At 61.0% G+C, this 26,846-nt stretch carries 29 protein-coding genes and 1 pseudogene; 18 read left to right on the forward strand and 12 right to left on the reverse strand.

Translation table 11 applies throughout. The annotated features are described in order from the left end of the window. Positions 1-143 precede the first annotated feature (143 nt). A complete protein-coding gene (locus A4G99_RS14275; protein ID WP_066144865.1) occupies positions 144-665 on the reverse strand; it encodes a hypothetical protein in 522 nt (173 codons plus the stop codon). 41 nt (positions 666-706) lie between these two features. Next, the gene (locus tag A4G99_RS14280; RefSeq protein WP_066144866.1) at positions 707-2,032 is read right to left on the reverse strand and encodes a metallophosphoesterase; all 1,326 of its coding nucleotides are present in this window, start codon (positions 2,030-2,032) and stop codon (positions 707-709) included. 101 nt (positions 2,033-2,133) lie between these two features. Here A4G99_RS14280 and A4G99_RS14285 point away from each other — a divergent pair, with 101 nt between their 5' ends. The 6 genes from A4G99_RS14285 (at position 2,134) to A4G99_RS14310 (ending at position 6,268) form a co-directional block, all read left to right on the forward strand. Further along, entirely contained in the window at positions 2,134-2,538 is a 405-nt protein-coding gene (locus A4G99_RS14285) for a 30S ribosomal protein S6e (RefSeq protein ID WP_066144868.1), read from the forward strand. 42 nt (positions 2,539-2,580) lie between these two features. Next, on the forward strand, positions 2,581-3,018 hold the full coding sequence (locus A4G99_RS14290) for a hypothetical protein (RefSeq protein ID WP_066144870.1): 438 nt from the start codon (positions 2,581-2,583) through the stop codon (positions 3,016-3,018). Next, entirely contained in the window at positions 3,015-3,446 is a 432-nt protein-coding gene (locus A4G99_RS14295; protein WP_066144872.1) for a DUF5807 family protein, read from the forward strand. The genes A4G99_RS14290 and A4G99_RS14295 overlap by 4 nt, the downstream gene beginning before the upstream one ends. Positions 3,447-3,542: 96 nt before the next feature. Further along, the gene (locus A4G99_RS14300; protein WP_223301882.1) at positions 3,543-4,970 is read left to right on the forward strand and encodes an ATP-binding protein; all 1,428 of its coding nucleotides are present in this window, start codon (positions 3,543-3,545) and stop codon (positions 4,968-4,970) included. A 75-nt stretch (positions 4,971-5,045) separates the two neighbouring features. Continuing rightward, on the forward strand, positions 5,046-5,309 hold the full coding sequence (locus tag A4G99_RS14305) for a hypothetical protein (protein ID WP_066144876.1): 264 nt from the start codon (positions 5,046-5,048) through the stop codon (positions 5,307-5,309). A gap of 38 nt (positions 5,310-5,347) precedes the next feature. Beyond that, positions 5,348-6,268 carry a carbohydrate kinase family protein gene (locus A4G99_RS14310; RefSeq protein WP_066145286.1) on the forward strand — a complete coding sequence of 307 codons (921 nt, stop codon included), beginning with the start codon at positions 5,348-5,350 and terminating at the stop codon, positions 6,266-6,268. Positions 6,269-6,272: 4 nt separating this feature from the next. Here A4G99_RS14310 and A4G99_RS14315 read toward each other — a convergent pair whose 3' ends face one another. Then, positions 6,273-6,782: a GNAT family N-acetyltransferase gene (locus A4G99_RS14315; protein ID WP_066144877.1), complete on the reverse strand. Its 510-nt coding sequence runs from the start codon at positions 6,780-6,782 to the stop codon at positions 6,273-6,275. 484 nt (positions 6,783-7,266) lie between these two features. Beyond that, on the reverse strand, positions 7,267-8,055 hold the full coding sequence (locus A4G99_RS14320) for a BtpA/SgcQ family protein (protein WP_066144880.1): 789 nt from the start codon (positions 8,053-8,055) through the stop codon (positions 7,267-7,269). A 171-nt stretch (positions 8,056-8,226) separates the two neighbouring features. Here A4G99_RS14320 and A4G99_RS14325 point away from each other — a divergent pair, with 171 nt between their 5' ends. Further along, positions 8,227-9,252 carry a phosphotransferase family protein gene (locus A4G99_RS14325; RefSeq protein WP_066144881.1) on the forward strand — a complete coding sequence of 342 codons (1,026 nt, stop codon included), beginning with the start codon at positions 8,227-8,229 and terminating at the stop codon, positions 9,250-9,252. A 255-nt stretch (positions 9,253-9,507) separates the two neighbouring features. Here the strand turns inward: A4G99_RS14325 and A4G99_RS14330 are convergent, their stop codons facing one another. Further along, positions 9,508-9,894, reverse strand: a complete 387-nt coding sequence (locus A4G99_RS14330) for a hypothetical protein (protein ID WP_150123108.1) — start codon at positions 9,892-9,894, stop codon at positions 9,508-9,510. A 570-nt stretch (positions 9,895-10,464) separates the two neighbouring features. Here A4G99_RS14330 and A4G99_RS14335 point away from each other — a divergent pair. Beyond that, positions 10,465-10,719, forward strand: coding sequence for a HalOD1 output domain-containing protein (locus A4G99_RS14335; protein WP_082837821.1), 255 nt, complete (start codon positions 10,465-10,467; stop codon positions 10,717-10,719). Between the two features lie 307 nt (positions 10,720-11,026). Here A4G99_RS14335 and A4G99_RS14340 read toward each other — a convergent pair whose 3' ends face one another. The 5 genes from A4G99_RS14340 to A4G99_RS14360 all read right to left on the reverse strand — a co-directional run bounded on the left by A4G99_RS14340 (position 11,027) and on the right by A4G99_RS14360 (position 15,359). Then, the gene (locus A4G99_RS14340; RefSeq protein WP_066144886.1) at positions 11,027-12,178 is read right to left on the reverse strand and encodes a DHH family phosphoesterase; all 1,152 of its coding nucleotides are present in this window, start codon (positions 12,176-12,178) and stop codon (positions 11,027-11,029) included. A 58-nt stretch (positions 12,179-12,236) separates the two neighbouring features. Continuing rightward, positions 12,237-13,070 (reverse strand): succinylglutamate desuccinylase/aspartoacylase family protein, encoded by an 834-nt coding sequence (locus A4G99_RS14345; RefSeq protein WP_223301883.1) that lies wholly within the window; start codon positions 13,068-13,070, stop codon positions 12,237-12,239. 115 nt (positions 13,071-13,185) lie between these two features. Next, positions 13,186-13,980, reverse strand: a complete 795-nt coding sequence (locus A4G99_RS14350; RefSeq protein ID WP_066144887.1) for an ABC transporter permease subunit — start codon at positions 13,978-13,980, stop codon at positions 13,186-13,188. Continuing rightward, a complete protein-coding gene (locus A4G99_RS14355; protein WP_066144889.1) occupies positions 13,977-14,888 on the reverse strand; it encodes an ABC transporter ATP-binding protein in 912 nt (303 codons plus the stop codon). Before A4G99_RS14355 ends, A4G99_RS14350 begins: the two co-directional genes overlap by 4 nt. A gap of 36 nt (positions 14,889-14,924) precedes the next feature. Further along, the gene (locus A4G99_RS14360) at positions 14,925-15,359 is read right to left on the reverse strand and encodes a universal stress protein (protein ID WP_066144891.1); all 435 of its coding nucleotides are present in this window, start codon (positions 15,357-15,359) and stop codon (positions 14,925-14,927) included. A gap of 196 nt (positions 15,360-15,555) precedes the next feature. Between A4G99_RS14360 and A4G99_RS14365 the strand changes: the two genes are divergently transcribed. Continuing rightward, entirely contained in the window at positions 15,556-16,011 is a 456-nt protein-coding gene (locus A4G99_RS14365) for a universal stress protein (protein ID WP_066144893.1), read from the forward strand. Between the two features lie 25 nt (positions 16,012-16,036). Here A4G99_RS14365 and A4G99_RS14370 read toward each other — a convergent pair whose 3' ends face one another. After that, a complete protein-coding gene (locus tag A4G99_RS14370; RefSeq protein ID WP_066144895.1) occupies positions 16,037-16,603 on the reverse strand; it encodes a hypothetical protein in 567 nt (188 codons plus the stop codon). A 170-nt stretch (positions 16,604-16,773) separates the two neighbouring features. Here A4G99_RS14370 and A4G99_RS14375 point away from each other — a divergent pair, with 170 nt between their 5' ends. Then, the gene (locus tag A4G99_RS14375) at positions 16,774-17,523 is read left to right on the forward strand and encodes a DNA polymerase sliding clamp (protein ID WP_066145291.1); all 750 of its coding nucleotides are present in this window, start codon (positions 16,774-16,776) and stop codon (positions 17,521-17,523) included. Between the two features lie 60 nt (positions 17,524-17,583). Continuing rightward, positions 17,584-18,120 (forward strand): hypothetical protein, encoded by a 537-nt coding sequence (locus tag A4G99_RS14380; protein ID WP_066144897.1) that lies wholly within the window; start codon positions 17,584-17,586, stop codon positions 18,118-18,120. 6 nt (positions 18,121-18,126) lie between these two features. On the opposite strand, the gene A4G99_RS14385 is transcribed toward A4G99_RS14380, so the two are convergent. Beyond that, positions 18,127-18,894: a DUF5806 family protein gene (locus A4G99_RS14385; RefSeq protein WP_066144899.1), complete on the reverse strand. Its 768-nt coding sequence runs from the start codon at positions 18,892-18,894 to the stop codon at positions 18,127-18,129. A gap of 76 nt (positions 18,895-18,970) precedes the next feature. Here A4G99_RS14385 and A4G99_RS14390 point away from each other — a divergent pair, with 76 nt between their 5' ends. From A4G99_RS14390 to A4G99_RS14420, 7 genes and pseudogenes are all read left to right on the forward strand, one after another. Beyond that, positions 18,971-19,339, forward strand: coding sequence for a universal stress protein (locus A4G99_RS14390; protein ID WP_066144901.1), 369 nt, complete (start codon positions 18,971-18,973; stop codon positions 19,337-19,339). Next, the gene (locus tag A4G99_RS14395) at positions 19,336-19,863 is read left to right on the forward strand and encodes a GNAT family N-acetyltransferase (protein WP_066144903.1); all 528 of its coding nucleotides are present in this window, start codon (positions 19,336-19,338) and stop codon (positions 19,861-19,863) included. Before A4G99_RS14390 ends, A4G99_RS14395 begins: the two co-directional genes overlap by 4 nt. A gap of 91 nt (positions 19,864-19,954) precedes the next feature. After that, positions 19,955-22,473: pseudogene (locus tag A4G99_RS29280) on the forward strand (dipeptide ABC transporter ATP-binding protein). Between the two features lie 293 nt (positions 22,474-22,766). Continuing rightward, positions 22,767-24,479: an ABC transporter substrate-binding protein gene (locus A4G99_RS14405; protein ID WP_066144905.1), complete on the forward strand. Its 1,713-nt coding sequence runs from the start codon at positions 22,767-22,769 to the stop codon at positions 24,477-24,479. A gap of 52 nt (positions 24,480-24,531) precedes the next feature. Continuing rightward, complete coding sequence (locus tag A4G99_RS14410; RefSeq protein ID WP_066144907.1) at positions 24,532-25,545, forward strand: ABC transporter permease; 1,014 nt, start codon at positions 24,532-24,534, stop codon at positions 25,543-25,545. Then, positions 25,542-26,468: an ABC transporter permease gene (locus A4G99_RS14415; RefSeq protein ID WP_066144909.1), complete on the forward strand. Its 927-nt coding sequence runs from the start codon at positions 25,542-25,544 to the stop codon at positions 26,466-26,468. Before A4G99_RS14410 ends, A4G99_RS14415 begins: the two co-directional genes overlap by 4 nt. Next, positions 26,468-26,824, forward strand: a complete 357-nt coding sequence (locus A4G99_RS14420) for a hypothetical protein (protein ID WP_066144911.1) — start codon at positions 26,468-26,470, stop codon at positions 26,822-26,824. The genes A4G99_RS14415 and A4G99_RS14420 overlap by 1 nt, the downstream gene beginning before the upstream one ends. Positions 26,825-26,846 lie beyond the last annotated feature (22 nt).

The following is a 26,846-nucleotide window of genomic DNA, read 5'->3' on the forward strand; positions in this document are numbered from 1 at the left end:
TTACGACGGTCGAAAGCCAGCAGTTGTGCCGACGCGGCGCAACTGCGGGCGGTTTCCCCGTGAAAGTCGATCAAAAGTATCGTCAGAACTTCGCTCTGATGAGCCTTTGCTCGCGGCGGAGTTTCGTGAGCAACCCCACAATTTCACGTCTCGACGCGCAGCGTGAATCCCCACTTCGCGTATCCTTCATCTTCGACCGAGAGCGTTTCCTCGAACGAATACTCTCCCGGTTCGAGGGGGTTTTCCGACCGGTGGTCACCCCAGATTTCGGCACGACAGGACAGCGTCTCGCCCTTCTCCGTTTCCCTCCGCATGAGGCCCAGCGGGTGGCCGAAATCGTCGTTTGCGGGGAGGACCGGTATCCAACATTCCGGTTCGTCCATCTTCCGTTCGTACCCGTTGGGGGACGAAAGCAGTACCAGCCCGGTTTCGGGTCGAGAACAACAGCAGGGAAGTTCGATCGGGACGGTTTTCCCGAACAGGAGTGCGGCCGCGTCCCCGTTCCACTTCACCCCGATTTCTATCGTCGCCGTGGCTTCCGCGGTGATCTCCTCGTCGATCGTCCCGACGGATACGCTGGCTCTCGGGTCGGCGGGTTGGTCTACCCGTTCGATTCGGATCGTCTTCGTACTCCCCATGTTCTCCATTTCGGTGGAACTGAACATCAAAGGGAGGCCGCTACTCCACCGCGAACCCCAATTTCCACCTACTCCTTCGATGCCGACTCGACGACTTCCTTCTCCGACCCCTCGATGACGGTCCGTTTCGGAATATCGTTCTTCACCTTCGGACGGCGCGAGAGCAACCGCTGGACGAGCGTGAGTTCGTTCGGGGCCTCCTTCTCGATGGTGTGGTACTCGATTACGACGTTTCCTTCCTCCTCGTCGATTTTGAAGTAGTTCAGTCGGTAGGAGGGGTAGTACACCGGCGGCAAGATGCCGATCCACGTCGAGGTCCGGTGCAGTCGCTTGAGCCACGTTCCGGTATTGATGATGACGCGCTCGCCCACGTTCGTGAGCGAGACGCGGTGGGTGTGGCCGTAGATGTACGCCACCACGTCGGGGAACTCCTCGAACACGTCCTCGGCGGCGGCGACGTAGGGCGCGTCGGCCGGTTTGTCCGGCTTCTCCTGTCTGACGAGGCCGAACCGTTCGAGCGTCTTTCGCACGTCGCGGGCGAAGAAGTACAGCGGTATCGAGACGAGAATGAGGAGACCGACGACGACGAGGTTGACGTAGATGACGAACTCCACGAGGTCGCCGACCAGTCCGAACTGGTGGAGAAATTCCGTCGTGAGGTTCGAGATGAGATGCGTTCCGAGGACCCCGGTCGCTTCCAGCACGAGGACGAGGAGATACAGCAGGCTGATCTGGAAGAGCAACAGGAACGGTAACGCGCCGTAGCGCAGAAACGGGTTCATCTCGCGGTAGAAGTAGTTCGATGCGATCCAGTCCGGAATCTCTTCGAGCGGCGTGAGCGACTGGATGTCCTTGAGCCAGTTGTACTTCCCCCGCCCCGAAAGCTGTCCGGCCTTTCCCGTGATGTGGCGGTTGACGAAGTAGCCGAGCGGGTTCGCACGCGGGTTGCCGAACTCCGGCATGCGGTTGTGTGCATCCTCCTGCATGCCGTGTTCGATCCAGATTTTCTTTCCGGCGACGGACCGAGTCAGCGACAGCGTCGAGTCGAGGTTCACGTTGTACTCGGCCAGTCGCCTCTCGTACTCCGGATACCCGGCGAGTTCGGCGTCGTGGTTGCCGGGAATGAGCGTGATGGTGACGTTCTCGCCCGTCTTTCGAAACTGGTCGAACAGTTTCGGGTGGTGTTCGACCAGCAGGTCGAACTTCTTCATCCCGGCCGATTGGGTGAACTCCCACAGGCCGAAGGCGTCGCCGAGAATTACCAGTTCGGCGTCTTCGTCCGTCGTTTCGAGCATCCGCAGGAACTCGACGAACTCGTCCTCGAACTCACACTTCTGTAGCTCCTCGTCCCCGCCGACGTGCAGGTCACTGACAAAGTAATAGGTTTCCGACATTCGTCCCCCCTGCCACCAACGAACGACCGGCCCATGCAAAGCGGTTTCGTCCGAAAGCCCTTTTCGATGTCCTTTTAGGGTGCGACCGATATTCGTTCCGTATGGCAAACTTTCAGGTCGTCGTTGCTGACCCCGAGTCCGGGGTGGCCTATCAGCGCGAAGTAGACGGACAGGACGCAAACCGATTCCTCGGCAAGTCTATCGGTGAGGACGTCGACGGCAGTGCCGTCGGCCTCGACGGGTATTCCGTCGAAATCACCGGTGGCTCGGACAACGCCGGTCGTCCGATGCGCGGCGACGTCGCAGGCCCGAACCTCAAGGACGTGCTCCTCGAAGGCGGCACGGGTTACAACCCCGAGCGAGACGGCGAGCGACGACGCATCTCGGTCCGCGGCAAGGAAGTCAGCGAGGTAGTCGCGCAACTCAACGTCACGATCTCGGAATACGGCGACGAATCCGTCGAATCCCTCTACGGCGAGGGCGACGACGAGGAAGACGACGAGTAACGCGGCGGAACACTCAAACATATACACCATCTTTTCACGATTATGACCCAGCGGGTTTCTAGTGATACGACCGAAACCGTCAGGGCGACACTGGCGCAGGCGGGTGCGACGCATCGTGCGAACATCGAGATTTCCGGGGACGACGAGGACGCGTTTCCGGCCGATGAAATCGTCCGTATCGTCATGGACGATACGGAGTACCGCGCTCGGATCGAACGGCCGCTAACCGGCGACGGACGGCTTATTCGCGGGGTGTACGATACGCCGCGACTCGCGCGGAATCCCGGCGAAGGAGAGAACAGACTCGCCGAGTGGTTCGACGAGAGCAACCGTTCGTTCGGCCAGTCGGTGCTCATCGACGTGGTCGAGGAGGGGTTCAAATACGGGATTCGACAACCCGGTTCGCGGGCGGTGTACGAGGCGACGGAAGAACCGGACGGCAGCCTTGCGGATATCGCACGCCAAGTCGAGGACCAATGAGCAAGCGAGACGAGTTTTTGGCCGGTGACCGTCCGGACGACGTCGCGCTCTTTCTCGCCGATTCGTTCGTCTCCCGGGACACGCTGACGGAGTACGGCGAGTCGGTACCCGGTGGGACGCTGCTCATCGTCCCCGGCGAAACCGGTCGAAGCGTGTTCAAGAAGGCGACCGGAATGGACGCGATGAACTTCGCGAAACAGGCGATGGGAACCGAAGGGACCGTCGCGCCGACGCTCGACGGCGGCGACTGCCCGGAGGGTGACCACGACGTGAAGTTCGTTTTCGCGTTCGCCGAGGAACAAAACGAGGACGTCGGTGGCCTATACGCGGAGGGGGACGTGATTCACGCCTACGCCTACTGTGACTGTGGCACCGCGTTCTCACAGAAGTGGGTCGCTGGCGAACGCGAAGACGCACGAGCGGAGTGAGAATTCGATCTTGAATTCGTTATTCGATCCCGAATTCGTTACCGTTCGTAATGAGTTAGGTATATGTCTTTTGGCCCTGTTGGTGCAGAGAGCTAGATGGCGAATGTAGACCCGGTTTCGATCGGTCACGACTTCCCCGCCGAAATCCGTGTGCTCCACGTCGACAACGATGAGAGATTTCTCCAGTTATCCAGAACGACCTTGGAAGCGGAGGATGGCATCGGAGAGGTCGTCAGCGTTACGAACAACGCGGAAGCGACGGAGTACCTCTTCGACCGTGACATCGATATCGACTGCGTCGTCAGCGATTACGAACTCGAAGACGGGTCCGGATTGAAGCTGCTCGAACAGGTCCGTGACCGCTGTCCGTACATTCCGTTTCTCATGTTTACAGGGACTGGAAGCGAGGACGTTGCAAGCGGTGCTATTTCCGCCGGTGCGACAAACTACCTCCAGAAGGGGACGTCCGGTGCTCGGTTCGTCACGCTGGCGTCCCAAATCCAGCAAGCGGTGTCACACCGCTACGTGGAAAAACAAGTCCACCGAGGGTTTCGAGCCATCGACACGACCAGCGAAGGTATCGCGTTGCTCACGAACGATTTCCGTTTCAATTACGTCAACGAAGCGTACGCCGACCTGTTCGGGTACGACTCGTCCACCCTCATCGGAGGGGAGTGGAAGGAGACGCTCACGGACGAGGCGGACGACCGCCTTCAGTCCGAGATAATCTCCGAAGTCGATTCTGCCGGGGAGTGGAACGGCGACATCACGGGGGAACGTCACGACGGCAGTACCCTCACGCTGACGCTCACCGTCTCGGTCGTCGCGGAAGACGAGTACGTCTGTGCCGTCCGAGACGTCACCGAGCGCAAGGAGCGTGAACGCGCGCTCGTCCGGGAGAACGAGCGACTCGACGAGTTCGCGAGTCAGGTCTCCCACGACCTCCGTGGGCCGTTGAGCATCATCTACGGCTATCTCAACTTGGCCCGTAAAACGGGGGAAGAGGAACATTTCGACGAGGTGGAGACGGCCGCGGATCGCATCGAGGCCATCATCTCCGACCTCCTCGAAATCGCACGAGAAGGGCAGAAGACGCTGAAACTGGAGGAGGTCGAACTCGTCGAGTTCGCCATCGACGTGTGGAACGGCGTCGAAAGCGAGTCGGCGACCCTCGACGTCGAGTCGACGAACGGCCGAATTCTCGCCGACCGCGACCGTTTGACCGAGTTGTTTGCGAACCTGTTTCGAAACGCGATCGAACACGGTGGCGACGACGTGACCATTTCTCTCGGCAGGACGCCGGACGGGTTTTACGTCGCTGACGACGGCCCCGGGATTCCGGAGGAGCAACGCGAACGGGTGTTGGAATCGGGGTACTCGACGGAACAGTCCGGAACCGGACTCGGCTTGAGTATCGTCCAGCAGATCGCCGACTCCCACGGATGGACGATTGCGATCGGTGACAGCACCGGCGGCGGTGCTCGGTTCGCGTTCTCCGACGTCGAATATCCGGGCATACAGTGACACCTTTCCCTCGGATTTTCCCGATTTTTCCAATCGACCCGACATCGCTTTCCCCTTCCCTGCCGACGATTACCTATGGCAGAGCGGGTGCCCATCGACAACTGGGGCGCAATCGAAACCAACCTCCGGCAGTTCGCTCCGGACGTTGACGAACACGGGTCGAAACTCGTCGCGCGGATGGGTGTCGCCCGGTTTACCGTCACGCGTGACGGGCACGTTACGGCCGGAATGCCGTTTCACGAGTTCGACGGACGCGCCGATTGGGTCGTCTTCGACCACGACGCGGGCGCGATTCGAATCGAGCGAGCAGGGGTGACCTACGTGTTCCGCAAACCATAGCGCAAGCGACTTCCCGCCGCGACGTGACCGTGCCGACGATGACATTCGACGCGGCGACGGTCGGGAGCGCGCTCGTTGACCACGTCTACTCGCTCTCGAACCTCCCGGAGCCGGACGGCGGCGCGTTCGTCCGCGACGAATCCCGTGCCGCCGGTGGCGTCGCGGCGAACGTCGCAACCGCGCTCTCACGACTCGGCCGCGACACCGGCGTCGTGGCACGCGTCGGCGACGACGAGGAAGGGGAATTCGTGAAAAGCGACCTCGAAGCCCGCGGCATCGACACGACCCGCGTTCGCCGCGGCGACGAAGACTCTTCGTACTGTCTGATCCTCCGCGACCCCGACGGCGAGCGTATGATCATCGCGGGCGGGGACGCCGTACCCGCACTCCGACTCGACGACGCCGACCTCGACTACCTCCGGCGCGCCCGCGTCGTGTTCACCAGCGCGTACGCCCCCGACGAAGTCGTCTCGCGCCTCGTTTCCGCCCGGAGAGCGGGCGACTTGCCGCCGCTCGTCTTCGACCTCTCCGGCCCGCTCTCAGAACTCGACGGCCGGGGCGTCACCCGTGAAACGTTGGACGACGCGCTCCCCGTCTTCGACCTGCTGGTCACCAGCGAGGTTCCGGTCCGGTCGTATCTCGGCGTCGGTCCACACGAGGCCGTCGAGACGTTCCGCGAGAGGGGTGTGAAACGAGGCGCGGTGACGCGCGGCGCGGACGGTGCGCTGCTGTTCGACGCGTCGGAGACGGTCGAGATACCCGCCTTCGACGTTCCCGTGACCGACACGACCGGTGCGGGGGACGGTCACACTGCTGGCCTGATCCACGAGTGGATTTTGGGAGCGGGGAGAATGGTCGAGGCGGGGGAGTTCGCGGCCGCCGTGGCCGCACTGAACTGCGGCGCGGAGGGCGCGAGGGATGGCTTGCCGACGGAAAACGAGATCGAAGAGTTTCTGTGAACGGTCACAGCTCCTTTTTCATCTCGATAACCGTCCCCGTCACACCCGTCGATTTGCTGCTGGAGAACTCGTGTGTGTACTCCTTCACGCGTTCGTATCCGTGTTTCTCGTAGAACGAAACCGCGTTCAACGACGCCGAGAGGCCGAGGGCGTGCGTATCCCGGTCACGCATCCGTCGTTCTATCTCCGAGAGTACCGCGGAGCCAACTCCCGTCCGGGAGACCGACGGGTGAACATACACACCTGTGACTTCCGCCTCCACTGTGGCCTCGTACTCCTCGGGCGATTCGAGTGTGGCCGACCCGAACGCCACGACGGTTCCTTCGTCCTCCGCGACGACGAACTCGGTCTCCTCGTTTTCGATAACTGATGAGTAGTCGGCGGACTCACAACCTCTCGCCCACGCCGCGACCTGCGGTTCCGCGTATCCTTCCGGGCCGAGTTCCGTGATTGATTCCGAATGAACGCTCCGGACTGCCTCGGCGTCGTCGGTCGTTGCGTCACGAACGTGCATGGAGAAATGTTAGTTCCAGCGGTCATCTTCGGTTCGGTTCTGCAGATTGGTCTGTGTAACCTCGGTAGGAGTGGTGGAAAGACATGGATGTATTCGTGAGACACCCCTTTCTGCTCACCTCACCGTACTGAATTTGATTTTGATGCGATTGCAGCTACCGAGCCGCATGAATACCGTCCTACAACCGATTCCGCACCACACCACGCCCTCCCCAGCCGATTCCTCCGGGAGAGCTTCGCTCTCCCGTGCTCTTGTTCACTCCTTCGTCCTCATCAGCGTGAAACGTCGGCTTCCAGCGGGACCTTCGGTCCCAACCGGCTCACGAGAACTCCCATCGTCACTTCGTTTCTCAGGCCGTCATCCCTCGCGCGCCGCTCGTATTCACTCGCTTCCGCGCGCCACTCGGTTAGGACGGGTTAGGCGATACGAGTGGGCTACACGAGAACCGAAGGAGCATCCGTTCGTAGCGAGCGTAGTGGGTATCTCAAAGCCCCTCGACTAGTCCCCGAACCCGCTCCTCGTCCACTCGGTTCGTCGTCTCGCCGCCTTCTTTCAACGCCGTGCCGACGATAGCGCCGTCCGCGATATTCAACAGGTCACGCACGTTTTCGGCCGTCGTTCCGCTCCCGAGAAGCACCGGCGCGTCCGATCCGATTCCGTCCCGGCACGCGACGACGGCTTCCAGCATCTCGGTGTCCACTTCGTGACCGGTTCCGACGCCGCTCACGACGATACCGTCCGCCCGTCCGCGGCCGAGGGTCTCGTCCACCAGTTCGGAGACGGGGCGTTCCGCGAGTGCGGCGGAGTGTTTCACGTCCACGTCGGCGAGGACCTTCACGTCGGAATCGAGTTCGTCGCGCAGGCGAATCGTCTCGTGTGCGCTCCCCTCGATGATGCCTTGGTCGGTCAGGCGCGCGCCGGTGTGGACGTTCACGCGGATGAACTGGGCGTCGGCCGCGGTCGCTATCGAGAGGGCCGCTTCGGCGTCGTTGCGGAGAACGTTCACGCCGAGCGGGCACTCTGTAGCCTGTCGGAGTTCGGTGACGACGCGGGTCATGGAGGCGACGACGTGTTTCGGCACGTCGTTCGGGTGGAACGGCGAGTCGCCGAAGTTCTCCACCATGATCGCGTCCACGCCGCCCGATTCGAGCGCGTGGGCGTCGGTGAGCGCGCGGGTCCGGAGCGCGTCGAAGTTGCCGTCGAAACCGGGAGCACCCGGAAGGGCGGGCAGGTGTACCATGCCGACGATGGCGTCGGTGTCGAAAATGACCATACGCGGGCCTCGTTGCGGCCCGGATTAAAAGGTCCGAGTCGTTCGTTCGGGGTCGTTCCGGTTCGCTCCGATTCGCTCTGGTTCGTTCCGGCCCGGAGAGTTCCGTTGCTGTTGGCAGTTAGACACCACAAGGCTTCTACGAGCGGGGCGGCGAAACCCACCCATAACTCGATGACGGACACAAGCTTGGAGACCGAGCGCGTTCCGCGACTGATCCGGGAGATACTCGGCGACCGCACGGTGACGAACGTGGTTCCGGCGGACGAGGGCACTGACGACGTCTTTTTCGTCACCGTCGAGATGCCGGACGGGGACCGATACTGCGTGCTGAAATCCCGTTCGTTCGTGGACCCGCCTTCGTTTCGGGTGGAACCGCGCATTCTCGACTTCGTGAACCGGCGAACCGAAGTTCCGGTTCCGGCCGTTCTCGGATACGTGGACGACCACGATAGTCTGCCCGCGCCGTTCTTCCTGATGGAGCGTGCGCCCGGCGAGCAGGTTTCCGGCCCGGAGTCGCTGACCGACCGCGCCCTCGAACGCACCGCACACGACGCCGGACGGCACCTCGGCGAACTTCACTCCGCGGCCACGTTCGACGGATACGGATGGCTTCGTGCGGGCGTGGACGCCGACAGCGAACCGACCGTCGGTGGTCTCTCTATCACCGACCTCGAACCAGATTGGCCCTCACGGCTCCGGTCCTACGCGGAAGGAAACCTCGCCCGCATCGAGGACTCCGGGCGATTTTCGGATCTGACCGACGACCTCCGTGCCGGACTCGACCACTACCTCGAAGTCGTTCCGTCCGACCCCGCCCCGGTGCTCCTCCACGACGACTATCGGTTCGGCAACCTCCTCGTCGACCCGGACACGGGTACCGTGCGGACGGTGCTCGACTGGGGCAACCAGTTCACCGGCCACTGCGAGTTCGACCTCGCGACCACCGAACACTACCTCTGCGGTCGTCGCCCGCTGGACGACGAACGTCGGAACATCGTCCACGAGGCGTTGCTTTCGGGGTATGCGCAAACGGACGAACTGACGCGCGACGACGAGTTCAGACGACGGCAGCGGGCCTACCGCTTCATCGGACAACTCTCCCCGCTCGCGTGGTTCGATCTCTGGTACGGTGGGCGCGACGATTCGGATGAGATCGAGACTCGGCAGAAGGAACTCGCGCTGTCGTTGCTTCCGTAGCCCCGAATCAGTTCCTCGTGTTCTCCGGTCACTGAACCGTCGGTTGCTTATAAACGAGACGTAGTGAACGGTGTGATCGTCCAAGCCGAAGGAGTGATCATAACGATAAGCGTTCTCCGAACCGCTCCGACGTGCCCACGGGAACCTGGTCCAGCATGTACTTGCGGGGCGAAAAGGGATGTTCGACACGGTGGGCTCACCATCAGAATCCAAACCGGATACGAACGTGGACGAACGATGATCTATCGTTACTGATCAGTTACTGTGTTCTCGCAGGCGATGTGCGAGTTGACCGATATTGGTCCATCCGCGCAGTTTTCCGCTCTCTCGATCGAACTTGATGACATCGTGCTCGGCGAGTAGTGGTAGATGATCGTTCCAGACAGCCTCGGAGATCGCTTCGAAGAGGTGGGTCGGTGTACCACTGGAACACTCCTCCAACTCTTGGTACGTGAGGTGCTCGATTAGCGATTCGATTTCGACCGGGCCGTCGCATACTTGTAAGTAAGAGAGGATCACGCGTCGCCGTTGGCTCGAAAGCAATTCGCCGACTTCCGTCTCCGAAAGTCTCCCGTCAGTTGCATCGTTGGAACTACTTTCGAGGTCTTCGGTCACTTTTTGGAGTTGCATATGTTTGCTCATTGCTCCCGACGTCCTTTCATCCATTTTGTAGTAATTCCCGTGTCGATGAATATCTCGCTGTTGCGTATGTCACCGTATAAAATGGGGTCCAGTAGGCGAATATATTCGTAAAACCGATAGGAGCAGTGAACGCAAATCCCAAACTGCTTCGAGGAAGAATGATCGGTACCCAGGGGAGACAACTCCCCACGCTGTCCCAATCTTCCAGTTTTCGTTACTAATCCGCATCAATCGACTGCTTGGCCGTTCTTAACGGCAGTGCCATCCATGCAGGTTAAACAGTCACGAACACCATTTTATTATCGCCAAAGGAACGTGCAGAACAGCGCGTACGAAGTTACAGCAGTTTTGATACCGGATAGCTTCAAGAAGCGCTGCCGGAGTACAGCATTGAAAACATAGAGATGAGGTATCCGCATTATCTTTCGCCAGAGGATGTTTATAACTACAGGCCGGAGGTTTGGATGGAGTGTTCGTTGCGGAAATTCCCCGAATAATCACGCACTCTGGGGAGAGACTACAACCATGGGAGAGACAACAACCAACACACCAAGCGACGAGCAAACGACCATGGCAGAGCCCTCGATCACGGTGTTGATCCACACCGAGATTGCTGCCCGTGACGGTCCCGATACGAGCGAATGCCCGCCGTTGTACGAGGCTATCGACCCGGACGCTCTTGACACGCTGTTCGCTCCACTCCACCGGGAGACCGAACGAAACGGGAAAGTGATTTTCGACTACTGTGGCTATCAGATCACGGTCAACGCTGATCGGACGATCGAACTCGAACCACTCGATGCCGAGGGGAACGAGATACTGTGATTCTAGTCGGCTACCGCGTCTTCGTTGGTCGTTGATCGGAACGGGTGGTTCTGGGATACCGGCGTTTTCACCGAACGCGTGGTCACTGACATCTCCGTCGCCACGTCGGACCCGTTCGGAGAGCGTTCGATGTGTGACCCCAAACGCTTCGGCTAAATCGTCGGCAGTGATCTCACGAGGAACTGAACACGAGGAATCGAATCGTCGTACGCCCGACGAACCGCGTTTTTATCGATCATCCGTATCGAGTGGCAAAGAATAGCAGTTGATTTTTTGCACCGTTCGGGACGGGCCGTTCGAAGTGGCCTTATTCGTCTGCGTCCAGTTCGTCGGCCGCACCAGACTCGGCTTCCGCGTCGTCGGCCGTATCCGCCGCCTTCGCCGCCTCGTCGTCCTCGTGTTTCAGGGCCCAGAACGCCTCCAGAATCACCTGTTTGGTCACCGCGCCCTGCGTGGTCCAGTGGTGGGCGTAGTCCAGCATGTCGTCGTAGATGCTCGGTTTGCAACCCGCCGCTTTCGGGTGTCCGCCGCCGTTGACCTGCCGGGCGACCTCGTGGCAGCGCTCGAACTCGTCGGTGCCGCGAATGCTCGCGCTTCCGGCGGGCTTGACGACGACCGAGGCGTCAGCACCCTGTTCGCGCATCGCTTCCGCGACCTCGTTCTGCGAACAGCGGCCGTAAGTGACCCCGACCGTCCAGTCGCCGATTCGCTTCATCTCGGCGCGGGAAACCGCCCGCTCGATGAGCGCCTCCTTCTCGACGCGCTGTTCCGCGAGGAACTCCTCGACTTCCGTGGGGAGTTCCGCGCCGTGTTCCTGAATGACCTCCATGTACTCCTCGGGTTCCGCCCAGTAGGAGTAGTCCGCCAAGTCGTCGCTCCGCGGGTCCTCGCGAAGCCACAAGTCGTGGTCGCGCGTGACTTCCGCGAGTTCGACGAGGTAGTCCGGGAAGTCGTAATCGAGCGAGCGGGCAACCACGTCGGCGGTACACTCCTCGTCGGATTCGCCGACGACGAGTTCGATACCGAGCGCGCGAACGGCGTCGGCCACGGCCTCGTCCCACTGGTGGTGATCGAACCAGAAGACCTCGTTCGCCTCCTCCACGAGGACTTCGAGTTCCGTCGCTATCGGCTCGTAGGCGTCGGGACAGAGGTCGCAGATGAAGACGGTCGCACCGGGTTCGCTGTACGCGACGACCCGTTCGAGGGCGTCCGCGAGGTCGTGCGGTCCGGCGTCGATGAGCGCCGTCTCGCCGTAGGCTTCGCGAACGAGCGCGGTTGCCGCCAGTCCGTCGGCGTCCGGGTCGGCGACGACGGCCCGTTCTGCACCCTCCAACTCCTCTTTCGCTTCCTGTTCTTCCTGCCGTGCTTCGAGCGAGTCGGGAAAGAAAAAGCCCTCGCCCGGGAGGAGCGATTTCCGTTCGAGCGAGAGGTTCTCGTCGTCGATAACCCAATCTTTCATACCTTCCCTCATACCCCTGTCCCAAAGAGTTACCGGGTATGGCTCCGGGAAGACGAAGTTATTCGAACGTTCGGGAGATGCCGTTCCGTTCGAGGAGGTGACGGACCATGTTCAGCGTCCAGTTGATCCGCGTGTCGAGGTCCGTACCGTATCGCGTCGTATCGAGGAGATAGGCGGGAATCTCCATGTCGCGGCCGACTTTTCCGGCCAGGAGGGGTTCGCTCCCGTCGAGCAACCGCCCCATCTTGAACTCGTAGTACTCGGGGAGCGAGTTGGCGAGGTGGTGGTTGTTCATGTACGACGCCGTTTTCGTCGCGTCCCGGTCGGCACCTTCCGAAGTCGTCGGGAAGATGGCTTGTCCGGTTCCGTCCGGCGTATCCGCATCCCAAAGGATGCCCTTCGAGCTATGGAGGGTCAACACCGTCTTCGGGTCGTGGCGGTCGATCTCGTACCAGAGCGCGCGCGCGAGCGCCGTTCTCGGTTCGCGCCCCGGGTGGAACTCCGCGTTCAGGTTCCCGTCGTCGTTTAGATACGCGCCCCGTTCGATAGCGACCGGGTTCGCTCGCGGAATCACGACGAGTTTCCCCTTATCGATGGACCATTCGGCGATACCACCGGCGGCCCGGTATCCGGCCGGTTCGTTGCCGTGGATGCCACCGACGACGACGGCCGTCGGACCCGGTTCTCCTGATTTGACGACGTGCACGTCCGTTTCGTCGTCCGTTCCGCGCCGAATCGAGTGAGACGTTCGCTCCTCGCCCGCCGCCGCACCGACTCCCGTCGCAACCGTCGCCGCCGCGAGAACGCTTCCCGATTTCAGTAGAAATCCGCGCCGTGAGCTGCGAGTGGCAGATACTGCTCGTTCCGATCGTGAACTCTGGCTGTCAACCATCTGGAAGTGAAACTCCTCACGTCCGAATATTATGTATTTCTAACGAAAAAATATATATTTATCCGAACAGACAAAAGAATTCTACCGGGTGTGGAATTCTGCGTCGAAAAGCGGGTCAGAGATCCGCCGAACGAAACCGCCGGTAGCCGAGCGCGACCGGGACCACGGCCCATCCGATGAGGACGAGGAGGGCGAACCAGCCGGACCGATAGAACGTGGATGCGGCGTGTCCGTGCACCAGCGAACTCATCCCGTTCGAGTAGGCCTGGATGGGACTGAGGCTGTCGATGACTTTCGCCCAGACGGGTTCCGCGCCACCCGGCATCGAAAAGCCGTTGAGCACGTATCGGATCACCATCGGAATCGTTGACCAGCCCACGAGCGTCAGGAGAAAGAACCCGACGCTCGTCGCCATCGCGCGGTTGCTCGTGGGCGAGGCGGCCGAGAGACAGACCGCCGAACTAGTGTACGCCGCGGCGAGGAGCAGGACGAGGACGAGGAACAGCGCGTACCCGACGATGGGGAGCGTCCCGCCGAGGACGACGAAGACGAGCGTCGAGACGAGGATGCCGATGATCGCTGCCGCGCCGACGACTGCGGCCCGTCCGATGGCCTTCCCGGAAATCACGTCCAACCGGGTGTACGGGAGCGCGAGCAGGAGTTTCAGGCTGCCGAGTTCGCGTTCGCCCGCGATAGCCCCGTAACTCATCATCAGCCCCGCCAACGGGACGAAAAAGAGGGCCGTCTGCACGAGCCCGAAGAAGCTCTGGTCGCCGGGATGTTGCGCGCGACTCATCCGCAGATACGTCGGAACGGCGAAGAACAGGACGAACCCGGCGGCCGCAGTCGCGAGCGACCACTTCCGGTAGGCGTCGAGGAAGTCCTTTTTCGCCAAAACGGACCAGTTCATGCCGGTACCTCCGCCGTGTAGGTGGCGAACAGTTCTTCGAGCGACGCCTCCTCGGTTTCGAAATCCTCGATAACTGCACCCGTCGATTCGACGACGTCGAGAACGCGCTTTTTCGACTGGTTCGTACAGGCCACCACGAGCGTCGTCCCGTCGGCGACGACGTTCCCGACACCCTCGACGCCACGCACTCTGTCGAGCGTACCCGACGGAATCCGGTCCACTTGGACGGTCAGCGACGCGCCGGAACCGACCGTCTCGCGGAGTCCGTCGATGGAGTTCACTGTGACCAGTTCCCCGTCGTTGAGGATCGCGACGCGGTCACAGACGGCTTCGACCTGTTCCAGGATGTGGCTTGAGAAGAACACGGTCGTCCCGCGGTCGCTCTCCTCCTGGATGATTTCCCGCATCGCCAGTGCACCGTTGGGATCGAGGCCGGTCGTCGGTTCGTCGAGGATGAGCAAGTCGGGGTCGCCGACGAGCGCCATGCCGAGGATGAGTCGCTGAGTCATCCCCTTCGAGAAACCTTCCGCCCGCCGGTCCGCCGCCTCGGGAATGCCAACCCGTTCCAGTATCCTGTCCGGGTCGTCGTTCGCGCCGCGTGTTTCGATGACGAAGTCGAGGTGTTGACGGGCGGTGAGATGGCCGTAAGAATGGTAGGCGTCAGGGAGGACACCGATACGTTCGTGAACGGCGCGGGTTTCCCGCTGGGCGTCGTGGCCGAAGACGCTGACCGTTCCGCTGGTCGGTCTGACGTAGTCGAGAACGATGTCGATGGTGGTCGATTTTCCCGCGCCGTTGGGGCCGAGAAAGCCGAACACCTCACCTTCCTGTATGGAGAGGTTGAGATTGCGGAGGGCGACGACGTTCCCGAATCGCTTGGAGACGTCTATCAATTCGATGGCGGTCATGGCGGCAACATCGTAGCCGTCTGATAAATGTTTTCCTCACGCCTCGCTCGGGTCGAGTTGCCGGACCGTCAACACGGGTGTCGGGCAGGTTCGAACGACGCGTTCGGCGACGCTCCCGATGAGGAATCGGTTTTCGCCGTGTCGTCCTCGCGTCCCTGTCGCGACCACGTCCACGTCGTTGTCACGGGCGTACTCCCCGATTTCGGCGGCCGGATCGCCCTCCCGGACGGCGGTGACGACGCTCCCGTTCGTGTTCTCGCGGACCGATTCCAGCGCCGCTTCGGCTTGCGCTTCGAGCGCGTCGTGAAACTCCTCGCGCAGCGTTTCGGGGGAGGAGTTCACTTCTCCCTCGTCCACGACGTAGAGTGCGTGTACCTCGGCGTCGAAACGGCGCGCGAGGTCGAGCGCGACCGTCACTGCCCGTTCGACGCTCTCGGAACCATCGGTGGCGATAACGACGGTGTCTATCATCGTTTCTCATTCCTCCGGCATCCCGCTTAAAGCCTAAGACTATATTGCACCAATCCAAACGGCTAAGGTCTATGGTGCATGTTATCAGTACGCCCGACGGGGCAAGGTTGCACTCAAGCCGCAATCCCATCCGATTGCGGTTTCTCGACGGGCGAGCGGGAGAAGGCTTTTTGCTTACCTACGCGCACCCACACGTATGTCCGAGTCGTCAGTCGAAGTAAACACGGTACTCGTTCCGGTGGACGGAAGCGACGAATCGGTGCGTGCCGTCGAGTACGCGGTTGCTATCGCCGACCGTTACGGTGCCGATGTTCACGCGCTCTACGTGTTCGGCGAGGAAGTGTCCCGAGCGATCGAGACCGGAACGGTCGAGGAGGACGACATCATCGACGAGACGGAATCGTTCATCGACGGTGCACGCGCCATCGCCGAGAACGCCGACGTCGAACTCGGCAGTTCGATAGCCTACGGCTTTTCGACGCACAGCAAACTCCGCCATCCCGGCAGCACCGTGCTCGACAGTGCGGACGAGGTCGATGCCGACTTCATCGTCGTCCCGCGGGAAACGCTCGCCGACGAACCCGGAGACGTGCTCGAAAAAGCGGCGGAGTACGTACTCCTGTACGCCAGTCAACCCGTTCTCTCGGTCTGATTCCGTTCTCTCGGTTAGATGGGCCTCAGAAGTTGGTCATCTTCGATTGAATCCGCCCGTCGTCGATCGCCAACTCCTCGTCCGCGTCCCTGAAATACTCCGCCAGTTCGTCCATCCGTATCTCGTCGCTGTCGTGTAGATAGGCGATTTCGGTGAGCGACAACGCTTCACCCGCTTCCAGTTTGTGTCGCAGTTGCTCGACGGAGAGCGAGTGGAAGGTCAGATCGAGATCGACGCTCGCCACCCTGCCCTCTCTCACCTCCGCCATGTTGATTCCTTCGTGCAATACCGTCTCGAAATCGAGGCTGGTGTCCTCGGTCGCCCGATAGAGGAACGAGACGGCGGACACGAGTGCGTCGAACGCCGCTGCGCCGTCCATGTTTTCGAACCGCTTTTCGAAGATGAGCCGTCGGTCGCGTTCCGGAAGTCGCTCCACGAGGAGTTCGAAATCGCACATCGCGTTGTACGTTCGGTCCCGGATGCGCGCACGCGTGTTGCGTTCCGATTGCGTACTCGCGAGGTCGGACTCGCCGCGAAGATACGCGCGGTCGGCCTGACTCAGGATTCCGCGGGGTCGCTCGTTCCCGTCCATAACTTGTATCAGGTTATAGAATGTGATACACTGATATAAACATAACCGATACTGGGGTATCTATCTTCTATCGTAGGAAAATCCTTATTCGATTGTTTACTGATGGGTAAATCGAGAAAACGATGAGCGAAACCAGTTCGAAACCACGACAAAGCAGCGACGGAGACAACTTGTTCGAAGGGGTGGTGAGCGCCGACGTGATGCAGACGACCGTCTCGCTGGTCGAGGCGTTGGTGGACGAGTGTCACTGCTACTTCGACGACGATGGGTTACGGATTCCGGCGATGGACCCCGCCACCGTGGCCGCCATCGACCTCGTCCTGAAACCCGACGCGTTCGAATCCTACGAGACCGACGGTGCCCACGTCGGCGTCGACGTCCCACGGCTCAGCGACATCGTTGGAATGGCCGACCGCGACCAATTGGTATCGCTTACGCTCGACGCCGAAACGCGAAAACTCGTGATTCGCATCGACGAACTCACGTACACGCTCGCGCTTCTCGACCCCGAAACGGTTCGCTCCCCGCCGAACCGGTCGAACGTCGATCTCGAATTCACCGGGGAAGTCGTCACGGACGCCGAAACCATCAGTCGGGCGGTGACGGCGGCCGATATGGTTTCGAGTCACGTGACGCTCGGAATCGACGCGGAACGGGAACTGTTCTACGCCGAAGCGGACGGCGACACCGACGACGTCTCGCTCGCGCTTCCGGCGGACGACCTCGCGGGGTTCACCCCCGGCGACGCACACGCGCTGTTCTCCATCGACTATCTGACGGCCATCGACCGAGCGATGCCGCGTGATTTGGACGTCGAACTCGAACTCGGCGTCGACATCCCGCTCGCGATGCACCACTCGTTCGCCGAAGGTGCTGGGGTAGTCGATTATCTGGTGTCCCCCCGAATCGCCAAAAGTTGAGACGCGCGTTCGAACCGCGATGACACAACGTTTTTACCCGCAAAAGCCACCCATCGGTGTATGGACCGGACGACGCCGAACGTCACGGCGCACTCACGCGCGATGCCGTACTGGGAGAACGTCATCGGCGACATGGACGCGACAGCGGCGGAATACGACGACGAGGGATGGGAGACGGTACAGCTCCATCCCGGCGACGTGACGCCGCTTTGGCTGGACGAGGACGACGAGTTCGGACTCGACGTGCTCGTTCCGGACAACGAGTTCGAGGAGGTAGAGGAACTGATGGACGACGACGTTTCGTTCGACGCGTTCGAATTCTATCGCGCGCTCGCCGACGGCCTCGTGTTCGGTGTCGTCGTCATGGAAGACCACGACGCCGAAACCGCCGTTCTCTATCCGGTGTACTACGACATGCAGGGAGCGGAGGGAATGTTGGACGACGCGACGGAAGCGGGTGAGATGTACACGTTCGTCCGAACGCTGAGCGAGGACCGCGTCCAGTTCGTTCACGACGACCCGTCGCTGTTCCGGCCGACGGAGGAAGAGATCGAAGCGGCGAGCGCGGATGTGGAAGAAGCGGACGTCGAAGAGTAACGAATCCTACTCCTCACCGTTGATTTCGTGCCCGCAGTGGGGACACTCCATCTCGTCGTGGCGCAACTCCTCGCTCGATTCACGCACCTCGCGCATGACGCTCGAAATCCTGTCCTCGGCGGCGAGTTCGTCCTCGACCGCGAGGTCCACGCCCTCGACTTCGAGCAGGAACTTGGCGACCTCGGTCACCTCGTACATCACGTCGTCCAGTTCCTCGGCGGTGAAAAAGCCGGACATCGCGCCGTAGAGGAACGTCGCACCCGCTTTTCGAACCTTGTCCTCGAACGCCGACCGCGCCTGATTCACCGCCTGCGGGGTGTACGTGTCGGTCATGAACGGGACGAGATACGGGAGGTTGTTCCCGATTTTCGTCATCTCCACGCCGGTTTCGGTTCGGAAGTCCGCACAGAGACGGGCGATGGCCCACTCGCGCGCGGTGATGTAGGTCCGGTCGCGCAGGAACTCGTTGACGCGGTCGTACTGTGCCCCGTCCATCTTCTTGAATCGGGCGTATTTCTGCACCTCCGGCGGTATTTCGGGGGTATCAGGTTCGTCGGGTGCGGTATCGTTTCCGGCATCGGGTGCGGTATCGTTTCCGGCATCGGGTGCGATATCGTTTCCGGCATCGGGTGCGATATCGTTTCCGGCGTCGGGAGTCGTTTCGGCCGCCGATTCGGCGGCCATCTCCTGGGAAACGCCTTCCGCCGTCTCGCGTGTCGTTTCGGCGTGCTCGTCCTCCGTTTCGGGGTCGGGCGGGGAGGGGTCGTTCGACATATCCCGTCGTTACCGAGCGGGGTGCAAAAGCGTATCGCACCCAACTGTTTTGATACCCGGCGGAAATGGAGGTAGTATGAAGGTCTTATTGGGAATCGGCGGGAGCGATGACTCCCTTACCGCGCTCTCCCGAACCGTCGAGCGCGCGGTCGCGGCGGACGACGAACTGACGGTCGCCATCCTTGACAACCCGGAAAGCGATCTGGCGAAGGACGACATCACGGAGAAGGTACAGGCGGTACTGGACGACGTCGGGTTCGACGCGACCGTTCGGGACGTCTCCGGCGACCCCGGGAGCCGACTGCTCGACATCGCCGAAAGCGAAGGGTTCGAACAGATCGTTCTCGGCGGCGGCCAGCGCAGTCCGATGGGGAAGATCCGCTTGGGCCAGATCGCGGAGTTCGTCCTATTGAACTCGCACGTCTCGGTGAAACTAGTACGATGAGTCCCGACCGCCGGTTCCCGGACGAGCCCGCCGGGCCGTTCCCGGAACCACCGCAGACGTTCACCGACCGCGAAGGGCGAGACATCGAGGTCCGTCCCTTCGAGGAGGGGGATGCGGAAGCACTCGTCTCGATGTACGTCGATTTCGACCCGGCCGACCGGGCACAGGGGATTCCCCCGGCCACGGAACCACGGGTGCGCAACTGGGTGGAGACGTTAACCGACGGCGACGGGTTGAACGTCATCGCGTGGGACGGTGACGAGGTCGCGGGTCATGCGACCCTCGTTCCCGACGGGAACTCCTCCTACGAACTCGCCATCTTCGTGCATCAGGGGTACCAACGCGCCGGAATCGGATCGCACCTCATCCGTACCCTCCTCGGCTACGGGCGACAGGAAGGCATCGACAAGGTGTGGCTCACGGTCGAACGATGGAACCGCGCCGCCGTCAACCTCTATCGCAACGTCGGGTTCGAAACCGCCGACGCCGAGAGTTTCGAGCTAGAGATGGTTTTGCGGTTGTGAGATTTTTTCACGGCCATCCTTTCGTTACCGTGTCGTATGCTATATTCAACCGAACGATTTTTGCTCGCGCGACCACCATAGCCGCGTAATCGTGAGCGATCTACTGTCCATCTCGAATCTCAAAACGCAGTTCCACACCGAGCGGGGAACTGTCGAAGCGGTGGACGACTTCGAACTGAATATCCGCGAGGCGAAACGATCGGACTCGTCGGCGAATCAGGGTCCGGAAAGAGTGTTACCGCGCTCTCGGCGATGCAACTCATCGACGACCCGGGTGAAGTCGTCTCGGGTGATATCGAATTCCAACACGCCGAAGTCGCCGAAACGTTCGCCGAGAAATATCCGAGCGGCGTCGGGGAGTTCGTGTTCCCCGACGAGGGCTACATCGACATCATGGCCGCGCCCGAATCCGTCATGCGGGACATCCGCGGCAGCGAGATGGGGATGATCTTCCAGGACCCCATGACCTCGCTCAACCCGGCACTGACCGTCGGCGAGCAGGTGGCCGAAAGCCTTCGACTCCACCAGTACGGCGGCCAGCGAAAGGATAGCTGGTGGAACGCGGTGCGGGAAATCGCCCCGAAACTCGGCAACGACGAAATCGACGGCGAACTCCTCGAAGACACCATCGACATCCTCGAAGAGGTGGGGATTCCGGAACCGGAATCCCGCGTGGAGGAGTACCCACACGAGTTCTCGGGCGGGATGCGCCAGCGCGTCCTCATCGCCATCGCGCTCGCGTGCAAGCCGAAACTGCTCATCGCGGACGAGCCGACGACCGCACTGGACGTGACGATTCAGGCCCAGATTCTCGACCTCATCAACGACCTGCAGGACGAGTTGGGCATGTCCGTCTTCATGATCACCCACGACCTCGGCGTCGTCGCCGAGACCTGTGACCGCGTCGCGGTGATGTACGCGGGCGACCTCGTGGAAGTCGGTCCCGTGGACGAGATTTTCCACAACCCGAGCCACCCGTACACCTACGCGCTCCTCGAATCCGTCCCGCGCGAGGACAAGGAACGGCTGACTCCCATCGAGGGGAACGTTCCCGACCTCATCGACATGCCGCAGGGGTGTCACTTCGCCGACCGCTGTCCGTGGGCGCAACCCGAATGTACGCAGGGTGAAATTCCGAACCTCCAACACGGTCCGGAGGACCTGGACCACCGCGCCAAGTGCGTCCTCGAATCGTTCGACAAAACGGAGTACATCCAGGAACAGGAGAGTCTCACGACCAGTGACCACGAAATCGGCGACACGCTGGTCGAAGTCGATCAACTGAAGAAGCACTACTCGCGCGCGGACGACTTCCTCGACAAGTGGCTCTCGGACGGCGACGACAGCGTGAAAGCGGTCGATGGCATCTCGTTCGACATCTACGAGGGCGAGACCGTGGGGTTGGTTGGCGAGTCCGGCTGTGGCAAATCGACCGCCGGGCGGTCGCTGCTCCGGCTCGAAGACCTGACCGACGGGCGAGTCGTCTTCGCCGGAACGGACCTCGGCGGCTTGGACGGCGACGAGATGCGCGATCGGCGCAAGGACGTCCAGATGATCTTCCAGGACCCGCTGTCCAGTCTGGACCCCCGGATGTCCATCGGGAGTATCATCGCGGAACCGCTCAAGATCCACGGATTGGCGAAGGAGAACCGACGGGAACGCGTGGAGGAACTGATGGAGAACGTCGGCCTCGACCCCAGTCAGCGCGACCGGTACCCGCACGAGATTTCCGGCGGCCAGCGCCAGCGTGTCGGCATCGCCCGCGCGCTCGCGGTGGACCCGGACTTCATCGTCGCCGACGAACCGGTCTCGGCGCTGGACGTCTCCGTGCAGGCCCAGATCATCAACCTGCTCGAAGACCTGCAGGACGAGTTCGGCCTGACGTTCCTGTTCATCGCGCACGACCTCTCCGTGGTTCGGCACATCTCCGACCGTATCGCCGTGATGTACCTCGGCGAAATCGTGGAGATAGCGGACACGGACGAACTGTTTGCCGATCCGAAACACCCCTACACGCAGGCGTTACTCTCGGCGATTCCGGAACCCGACCCGAGAGCGGACACCGACGACCGCGTCATCCTCAAGGGCGACGTTCCGTCGCCCATCGACCCGCCGAGCGGCTGTCACTTCCGGACGCGCTGTCCGCAGATTATCCCACCGGAGGGAATGGACATCGACCAGCAGGCGTACCGCGAAGTGATGAACTACCGCGAGCGAGTCGAAAACCGCGCCATCAACCTCGATTCGATTCACGAGCAGGCGGCGGAGGGAGGGGCCCCGACACAAGCCGCGACCGACGGCGGTGAAAAGCGGGCGGACGCCCAGTCCACGGCGGACGTGGAATCTCCCGCTTCGACGGACGAACCGATGGGCCGACAGCCTGTGGACGATTCGTTCCACGCCGTTCTCTGGGACAGGTTGTTCGAGACGGAACCGACGGGCGAACCGCGTGAGGTCGTTGCCGAATCGTTCGACCATCTCGCCGATGGCGATTGGGAATCGGCGGAGTCACTCCTGCGCGAACAGTTTGCGAGCATCTGCGAGCAGCAGAATCCGGTGCTTCAGGACACGACCCACCCGTCGGCCTGTCACCTCTACGACCAACCGTAGTAGTCGATTCGACATTTCTGTTCATCGAGTTCCTTTATTCACCATCTCGAAACACGCGTGTGCAATACCACGCGTCGAAGGAGCATAGACGACGATGCCGCCAGATTCGTCGCCGAACCATCCCGGAACGTCGTTTTTCCTAATGAAAAACGGTGTTCTATTTAAGAATCCAAACTTTATGTGCGGAAATGTGGCTAATTGTTGGCGCTGTTCGACTGTTTCTTTCATTTCTTTCCCGTTCTGAATACTATTGGTCCGGTATGTTTATATACAACATGTGACCACACTGGCGTATGGCGTCACGCGACAGATTGACTGACAGACGTAATTTCCTCAAAGCTGCTGGTGGTGCCGCGGCAGCAGCGACGCTCGCTGGTTGTATCGGCGGTAACACGGGCGACGACGACAGTTCGACGAGCGATGGTAACGGTGGCGGAGACAACACCGATAACGGAAACGGCGGCGACAAGAGCGGCACGCTGACCTACACCCGCGGTAGCGGTTCGGGGTCGCTCGACTTCCAGAACACGACGAGCGGTGAAGCCGCGAAGGTGACGAACCAGATTTACGACACGCTCATCGCGTTCAAACCCGGAAAGACCTCCCTCACCGAAGGGCTCGCGACGAACTGGAAGGTCGACGGCAAGACGGTCACGCTCGACCTCCGGAAGAACGTCAAGTTCCACAACGGAGAGACGTTCACCGCGGACGACTTCGTCGCCTCCTACCGACGGTTCGTGGATACGGATTACAAGTACTACCCCGGCAAGAAGTACGCCTCCTCGTACGGTCCGTACACGCTCGGCGTCATCGAGGACGTGAAAGCGAAGAGCGACAACGAGTTGGAGATCACCTTGGAGAAGAAGTACGCGCCGATCCTGCCGAACCTCGCCATGTTCGTCTCGGCGGTTCACTCCAAGAAAGCGATCGAGGAGAAGGGCAAGGACCTCAAATCGGACCCTGTCGGCACCGGGCCGTTCAAATTCAAAAACTGGGACACGAACAACAACCGAATCCGCCTCGAAAAGAACGACGATTACTGGGGCGATGGTCCCTACGTGGACGAAGTCGTCTTCACGGTCGTCGGGAGCAACACCTCGCGCGCCCAGACGCTCGACACTGGCAACGCCGACATCATCGACGGACTCGGCGCACAGTCGTCCAAGCAGGTCAAGCAGTCCGGCAACGCGGAACTCGTCTCGGCCGCCGGTATCAACGTCGGCTACATGGCGTTCAACATGGCGAAGGTGAAGCCGTTCCGGAAGAAGAAGGTCCGGCAGGCCATCAGCTACGCCATCAACACGAAGGCCATCGTCAACACCATCTTCGATGGTATCGCAAAGGAGGCGAACCAGCCGATTCCGGAAAGCGTCATGGGCTACAACGACAGCATCAGCCCGTACGAGCACAACCCGGAGAAGGCGAAGAAGTTGCTGAAGGAAGCGGGCTACGGCGACGGTTTCTCGTTCGAGTTGGCGACGTTCAAGAACCCGCGGACGTACAACCCGAGTCCGATTCAGGCCGCCCAGACGGTCAAATCGAACCTCCACCAAGTCGGTATCGAGGTGACCATCCACCAGCAGGCGTTCGATCCGTTCCTCGATTACACCAGTAGCGGAAAGCACGACGCGTGTTTCCTCGGCTGGATGACGGACAACGCCGACCCGGACAACTTCTACTACGCGCTGCTCCACCCCGGCGTCTCCATCGACAAGGTTCCGAAGGGACAGGACTGGGTCAGCTTCGACGCGGAGAACTTCAACACGCTCAACGTGGCCGGATGGGCGAACACGGACTTCATGAAGCTCGTCGAGGACGCGCAAGTGACCTACGACAACGCGACGCGGAAGAAGAAGTACAAGAAGGCGGGCAAACTCGCACACGACGAAGCGCCGTGGGTGTTCATGGACCACGCGAAGGACCTCCGTGGCGTTCACAACAGGGTCAGCGGGTTCGAACTCGCACCCATCAGCGGTCCGTTCCTCCGTCTCGTGAAACTCAACTGACTGATTGTAGTAACGAGCATTTTTTGACCCCGCAAAATTGACCTTGGTGTAGATGATATCCAAGCGGTTTGTTGTCAAGCGACTGTTGCTACTCGTTCCCGTGCTACTCGGGGTGGCGACGTTCGTCTTCGCCATTCTGCAACTGTCACCGGGTGATCCCGCGAAGGTGGTTGCCGGTCAACGGGCGTCGAAGGCGTTCGTCGAGCAAGTTCGCCACCAGATGGGACTGGACCAACCGATTTGGGTCCAGTACCTCGATTTCCTGTGGAAGGCGCTTCACCTCAATCTCGGAAAGTCCTACCAGATTCAAAAGGGTGTTCCGGTCACGAACATCCTCCTGCACAAGCTTCCCGTTACCGTCGAGCTAGCGATTTACGGGCAGATATTCGGCATCCTGTTCGGAATCCCGCTCGGCGTGATTTCGGCCATCAAGCAGGACTCCGCGACCGACCACCTCACCCGCCTCGGTGCGCTGACCGGCATCAGCGTCCCGATTTACTGGAGCGGACCGCTCATCATTCTGTTGTTCGCCCAGATTCTCCATCTGTTCCCGCCGAGCCAGCGCATCGCATCACAGTTCAGCATTCCGCTTGTCACCGGCCTCATCACCGTCGATACGTTGTTGAGCGGTAACCTCGCGGCGTTCCAATCGGCCGTGATGCACCTGTTCTTGCCCGCGCTCGTCATCGGTATCTACTCGATGGCGCTCATCTCGCGCATGATGCGGTCGTCCATGCTGGAGGTCGTCCGGCAGGACTACATCCGAACCGCCCGCGCGAAGGGGCAGGGAACCAAGATCACGATGCTGAAACACGGCTTCCGAAACGCGTTGATTCCGGTCATCACCGTCATCGGTATCCAGTTCGGTACCCTGCTCGGCGGCGCAGTGCTGACCGAAACCGTCTTCGGGATTACGGGTATCGGAACGCTGCTCGTGAACGCGATCGAAGTCGGTGACTTCCCGGTTGTACAGGGAACCGTGCTGACCTTCGCGCTCCTGTTCACCCTCGTCAACCTGTTCGTCGACATCACCTACTCCTATCTCGACCCGAGGATCCAACAATGAGCACACAAACAGAAAACAGCGAAACGGTTTCCCGTGGCTTTTTCGAACGCCTACGGGCGTCGCCGTTCCTCTCCGAACTCCTGTCGAATCGCCTCGCCGTCACCGGACTCGCCATCATCGTCTTCATGCTCGTAGTGGCGATTTACGCGAGATTTACCATCGATCTCGATACCATCAAACAGACACAGATCGGGGTGATACCGAGCATGCACCCACCGAGCGCGAAGTATCCCTTCGGAACGACCCAACTGGGACGGGACATCTTCCCGCGCGTCCTCTACGGGGCGTGGTACGCCATGCTGTTCGGAACGGTAACGGTCGTCGCCTCCACGACGCTCGGTGTCGGTCTCGGCATCGTCGCGGCCTACTACAGCGACCTCACCGACAACATCATCATGCGGACGATGGACGTGCTGTTGGCGTTCCCATCGCTCCTGCTGTCGCTCGCGTTGGTCGCGATTTTCCCCAATGAATGGGGCTTGTGGCGCGCAGTCGCCGCACTGACCCTCGTCTACACGCCGCGATTCGCCCGCGTCGTCCGCGGAGCGGCCCTGAAAGTGCTCGAAGACGAGTACATCGATGCGACGGTGGCGTTGGGGGCACAGAACGCCCGCGTGCTGGTCCGCCACGTTCTGCCGAACTGCCTCGCGCCGATCACGGTGCAGAGCACGCTCAACTTCGGCCTCGCAATCCTCGACCTCGCGGCGCTATCGTTCCTCGGATTCGGTGGCGCTCCGGGTACCCCGTCGTGGGGACTGATGCTCTCGAACGGCGTCAAGCACGGCCTGTTCAGCATTCCGAGTGCGTGGTGGTGGTCGTTCTTCCCCGGCCTCTTCCTCGCGGTCACGGTGCTGGGCTTCAACCTCCTCGGTGACGGGATGCGCGACGCGCTCGACCCCCGGATGCGCGAAGCGGTCGACTGATGGATTTCGCCGGTTATCTGCGCCCGCGACTCCGTCTCATCGTTCGATTCGGACTTTTTGGCATTGTCCTCAGCAGTGCTGCCATGCTCCTCGTCGTCGCTAATGGAGAGACGGTCTCGTTCGCCAGTCGGAAGACGTTCGCGGTCACTACACTCGCGTTCGGGTTCGCCATCCTCGGCTGGTCGGGTTCGGTGTTCGCTGGGTCCGCAATCGAAAATGTGCAGGAACACCTCGATACGAATTCGAACTGGACGGAGGCGGGGTCCCGCCGAGCCATGACGGCCATCGGAAGTTTCGGCGCTGGCGGCATGCTCGGCGTCGTCGTTATGACGACCGTCTTGCGTGCGGCACACTGAGCCGCAACATTTTTTATTATAT

The organism is Haladaptatus sp. R4, assembly GCF_001625445.1.
GTDB lineage: Archaea > Halobacteriota > Halobacteria > Halobacteriales > Haladaptataceae > Haladaptatus.

Coding starts and splice junctions, on each gene's coding strand:
- A4G99_RS14275 (WP_066144865.1), bottom strand. CDS start 665: ATGTTCAGTTCCACCGAAATGGAGAACATGGGGAGTACGAAGACGATC.
- A4G99_RS14280 (WP_066144866.1), bottom strand. CDS start 2,032: ATGTCGGAAACCTATTACTTTGTCAGTGACCTGCACGTCGGCGGGGAC.
- A4G99_RS14285 (WP_066144868.1), top strand. CDS start 2,134: ATGGCAAACTTTCAGGTCGTCGTTGCTGACCCCGAGTCCGGGGTGGCC.
- A4G99_RS14290 (WP_066144870.1), top strand. CDS start 2,581: ATGACCCAGCGGGTTTCTAGTGATACGACCGAAACCGTCAGGGCGACA.
- A4G99_RS14295 (WP_066144872.1), top strand. CDS start 3,015: ATGAGCAAGCGAGACGAGTTTTTGGCCGGTGACCGTCCGGACGACGTC.
- A4G99_RS14300 (WP_223301882.1), top strand. CDS start 3,543: ATGGCGAATGTAGACCCGGTTTCGATCGGTCACGACTTCCCCGCCGAA.
- A4G99_RS14305 (WP_066144876.1), top strand. CDS start 5,046: ATGGCAGAGCGGGTGCCCATCGACAACTGGGGCGCAATCGAAACCAAC.
- A4G99_RS14310 (WP_066145286.1), top strand. CDS start 5,348: ATGACATTCGACGCGGCGACGGTCGGGAGCGCGCTCGTTGACCACGTC.
- A4G99_RS14315 (WP_066144877.1), bottom strand. CDS start 6,782: ATGCACGTTCGTGACGCAACGACCGACGACGCCGAGGCAGTCCGGAGC.
- A4G99_RS14320 (WP_066144880.1), bottom strand. CDS start 8,055: ATGGTCATTTTCGACACCGACGCCATCGTCGGCATGGTACACCTGCCC.
- A4G99_RS14325 (WP_066144881.1), top strand. CDS start 8,227: ATGACGGACACAAGCTTGGAGACCGAGCGCGTTCCGCGACTGATCCGG.
- A4G99_RS14330 (WP_150123108.1), bottom strand. CDS start 9,894: ATGAGCAAACATATGCAACTCCAAAAAGTGACCGAAGACCTCGAAAGT.
- A4G99_RS14335 (WP_082837821.1), top strand. CDS start 10,465: ATGGCAGAGCCCTCGATCACGGTGTTGATCCACACCGAGATTGCTGCC.
- A4G99_RS14340 (WP_066144886.1), bottom strand. CDS start 12,178: ATGAAAGATTGGGTTATCGACGACGAGAACCTCTCGCTCGAACGGAAA.
- A4G99_RS14345 (WP_223301883.1), bottom strand. CDS start 13,070: ATGGTTGACAGCCAGAGTTCACGATCGGAACGAGCAGTATCTGCCACT.
- A4G99_RS14350 (WP_066144887.1), bottom strand. CDS start 13,980: ATGAACTGGTCCGTTTTGGCGAAAAAGGACTTCCTCGACGCCTACCGG.
- A4G99_RS14355 (WP_066144889.1), bottom strand. CDS start 14,888: ATGACCGCCATCGAATTGATAGACGTCTCCAAGCGATTCGGGAACGTC.
- A4G99_RS14360 (WP_066144891.1), bottom strand. CDS start 15,359: ATGATAGACACCGTCGTTATCGCCACCGATGGTTCCGAGAGCGTCGAA.
- A4G99_RS14365 (WP_066144893.1), top strand. CDS start 15,556: ATGTCCGAGTCGTCAGTCGAAGTAAACACGGTACTCGTTCCGGTGGAC.
- A4G99_RS14370 (WP_066144895.1), bottom strand. CDS start 16,603: ATGGACGGGAACGAGCGACCCCGCGGAATCCTGAGTCAGGCCGACCGC.
- A4G99_RS14380 (WP_066144897.1), top strand. CDS start 17,584: ATGGACCGGACGACGCCGAACGTCACGGCGCACTCACGCGCGATGCCG.
- A4G99_RS14385 (WP_066144899.1), bottom strand. CDS start 18,894: ATGTCGAACGACCCCTCCCCGCCCGACCCCGAAACGGAGGACGAGCAC.
- A4G99_RS14390 (WP_066144901.1), top strand. CDS start 18,971: ATGAAGGTCTTATTGGGAATCGGCGGGAGCGATGACTCCCTTACCGCG.
- A4G99_RS14395 (WP_066144903.1), top strand. CDS start 19,336: ATGAGTCCCGACCGCCGGTTCCCGGACGAGCCCGCCGGGCCGTTCCCG.
- A4G99_RS14405 (WP_066144905.1), top strand. CDS start 22,767: ATGGCGTCACGCGACAGATTGACTGACAGACGTAATTTCCTCAAAGCT.
- A4G99_RS14410 (WP_066144907.1), top strand. CDS start 24,532: ATGATATCCAAGCGGTTTGTTGTCAAGCGACTGTTGCTACTCGTTCCC.
- A4G99_RS14415 (WP_066144909.1), top strand. CDS start 25,542: ATGAGCACACAAACAGAAAACAGCGAAACGGTTTCCCGTGGCTTTTTC.
- A4G99_RS14420 (WP_066144911.1), top strand. CDS start 26,468: ATGGATTTCGCCGGTTATCTGCGCCCGCGACTCCGTCTCATCGTTCGA.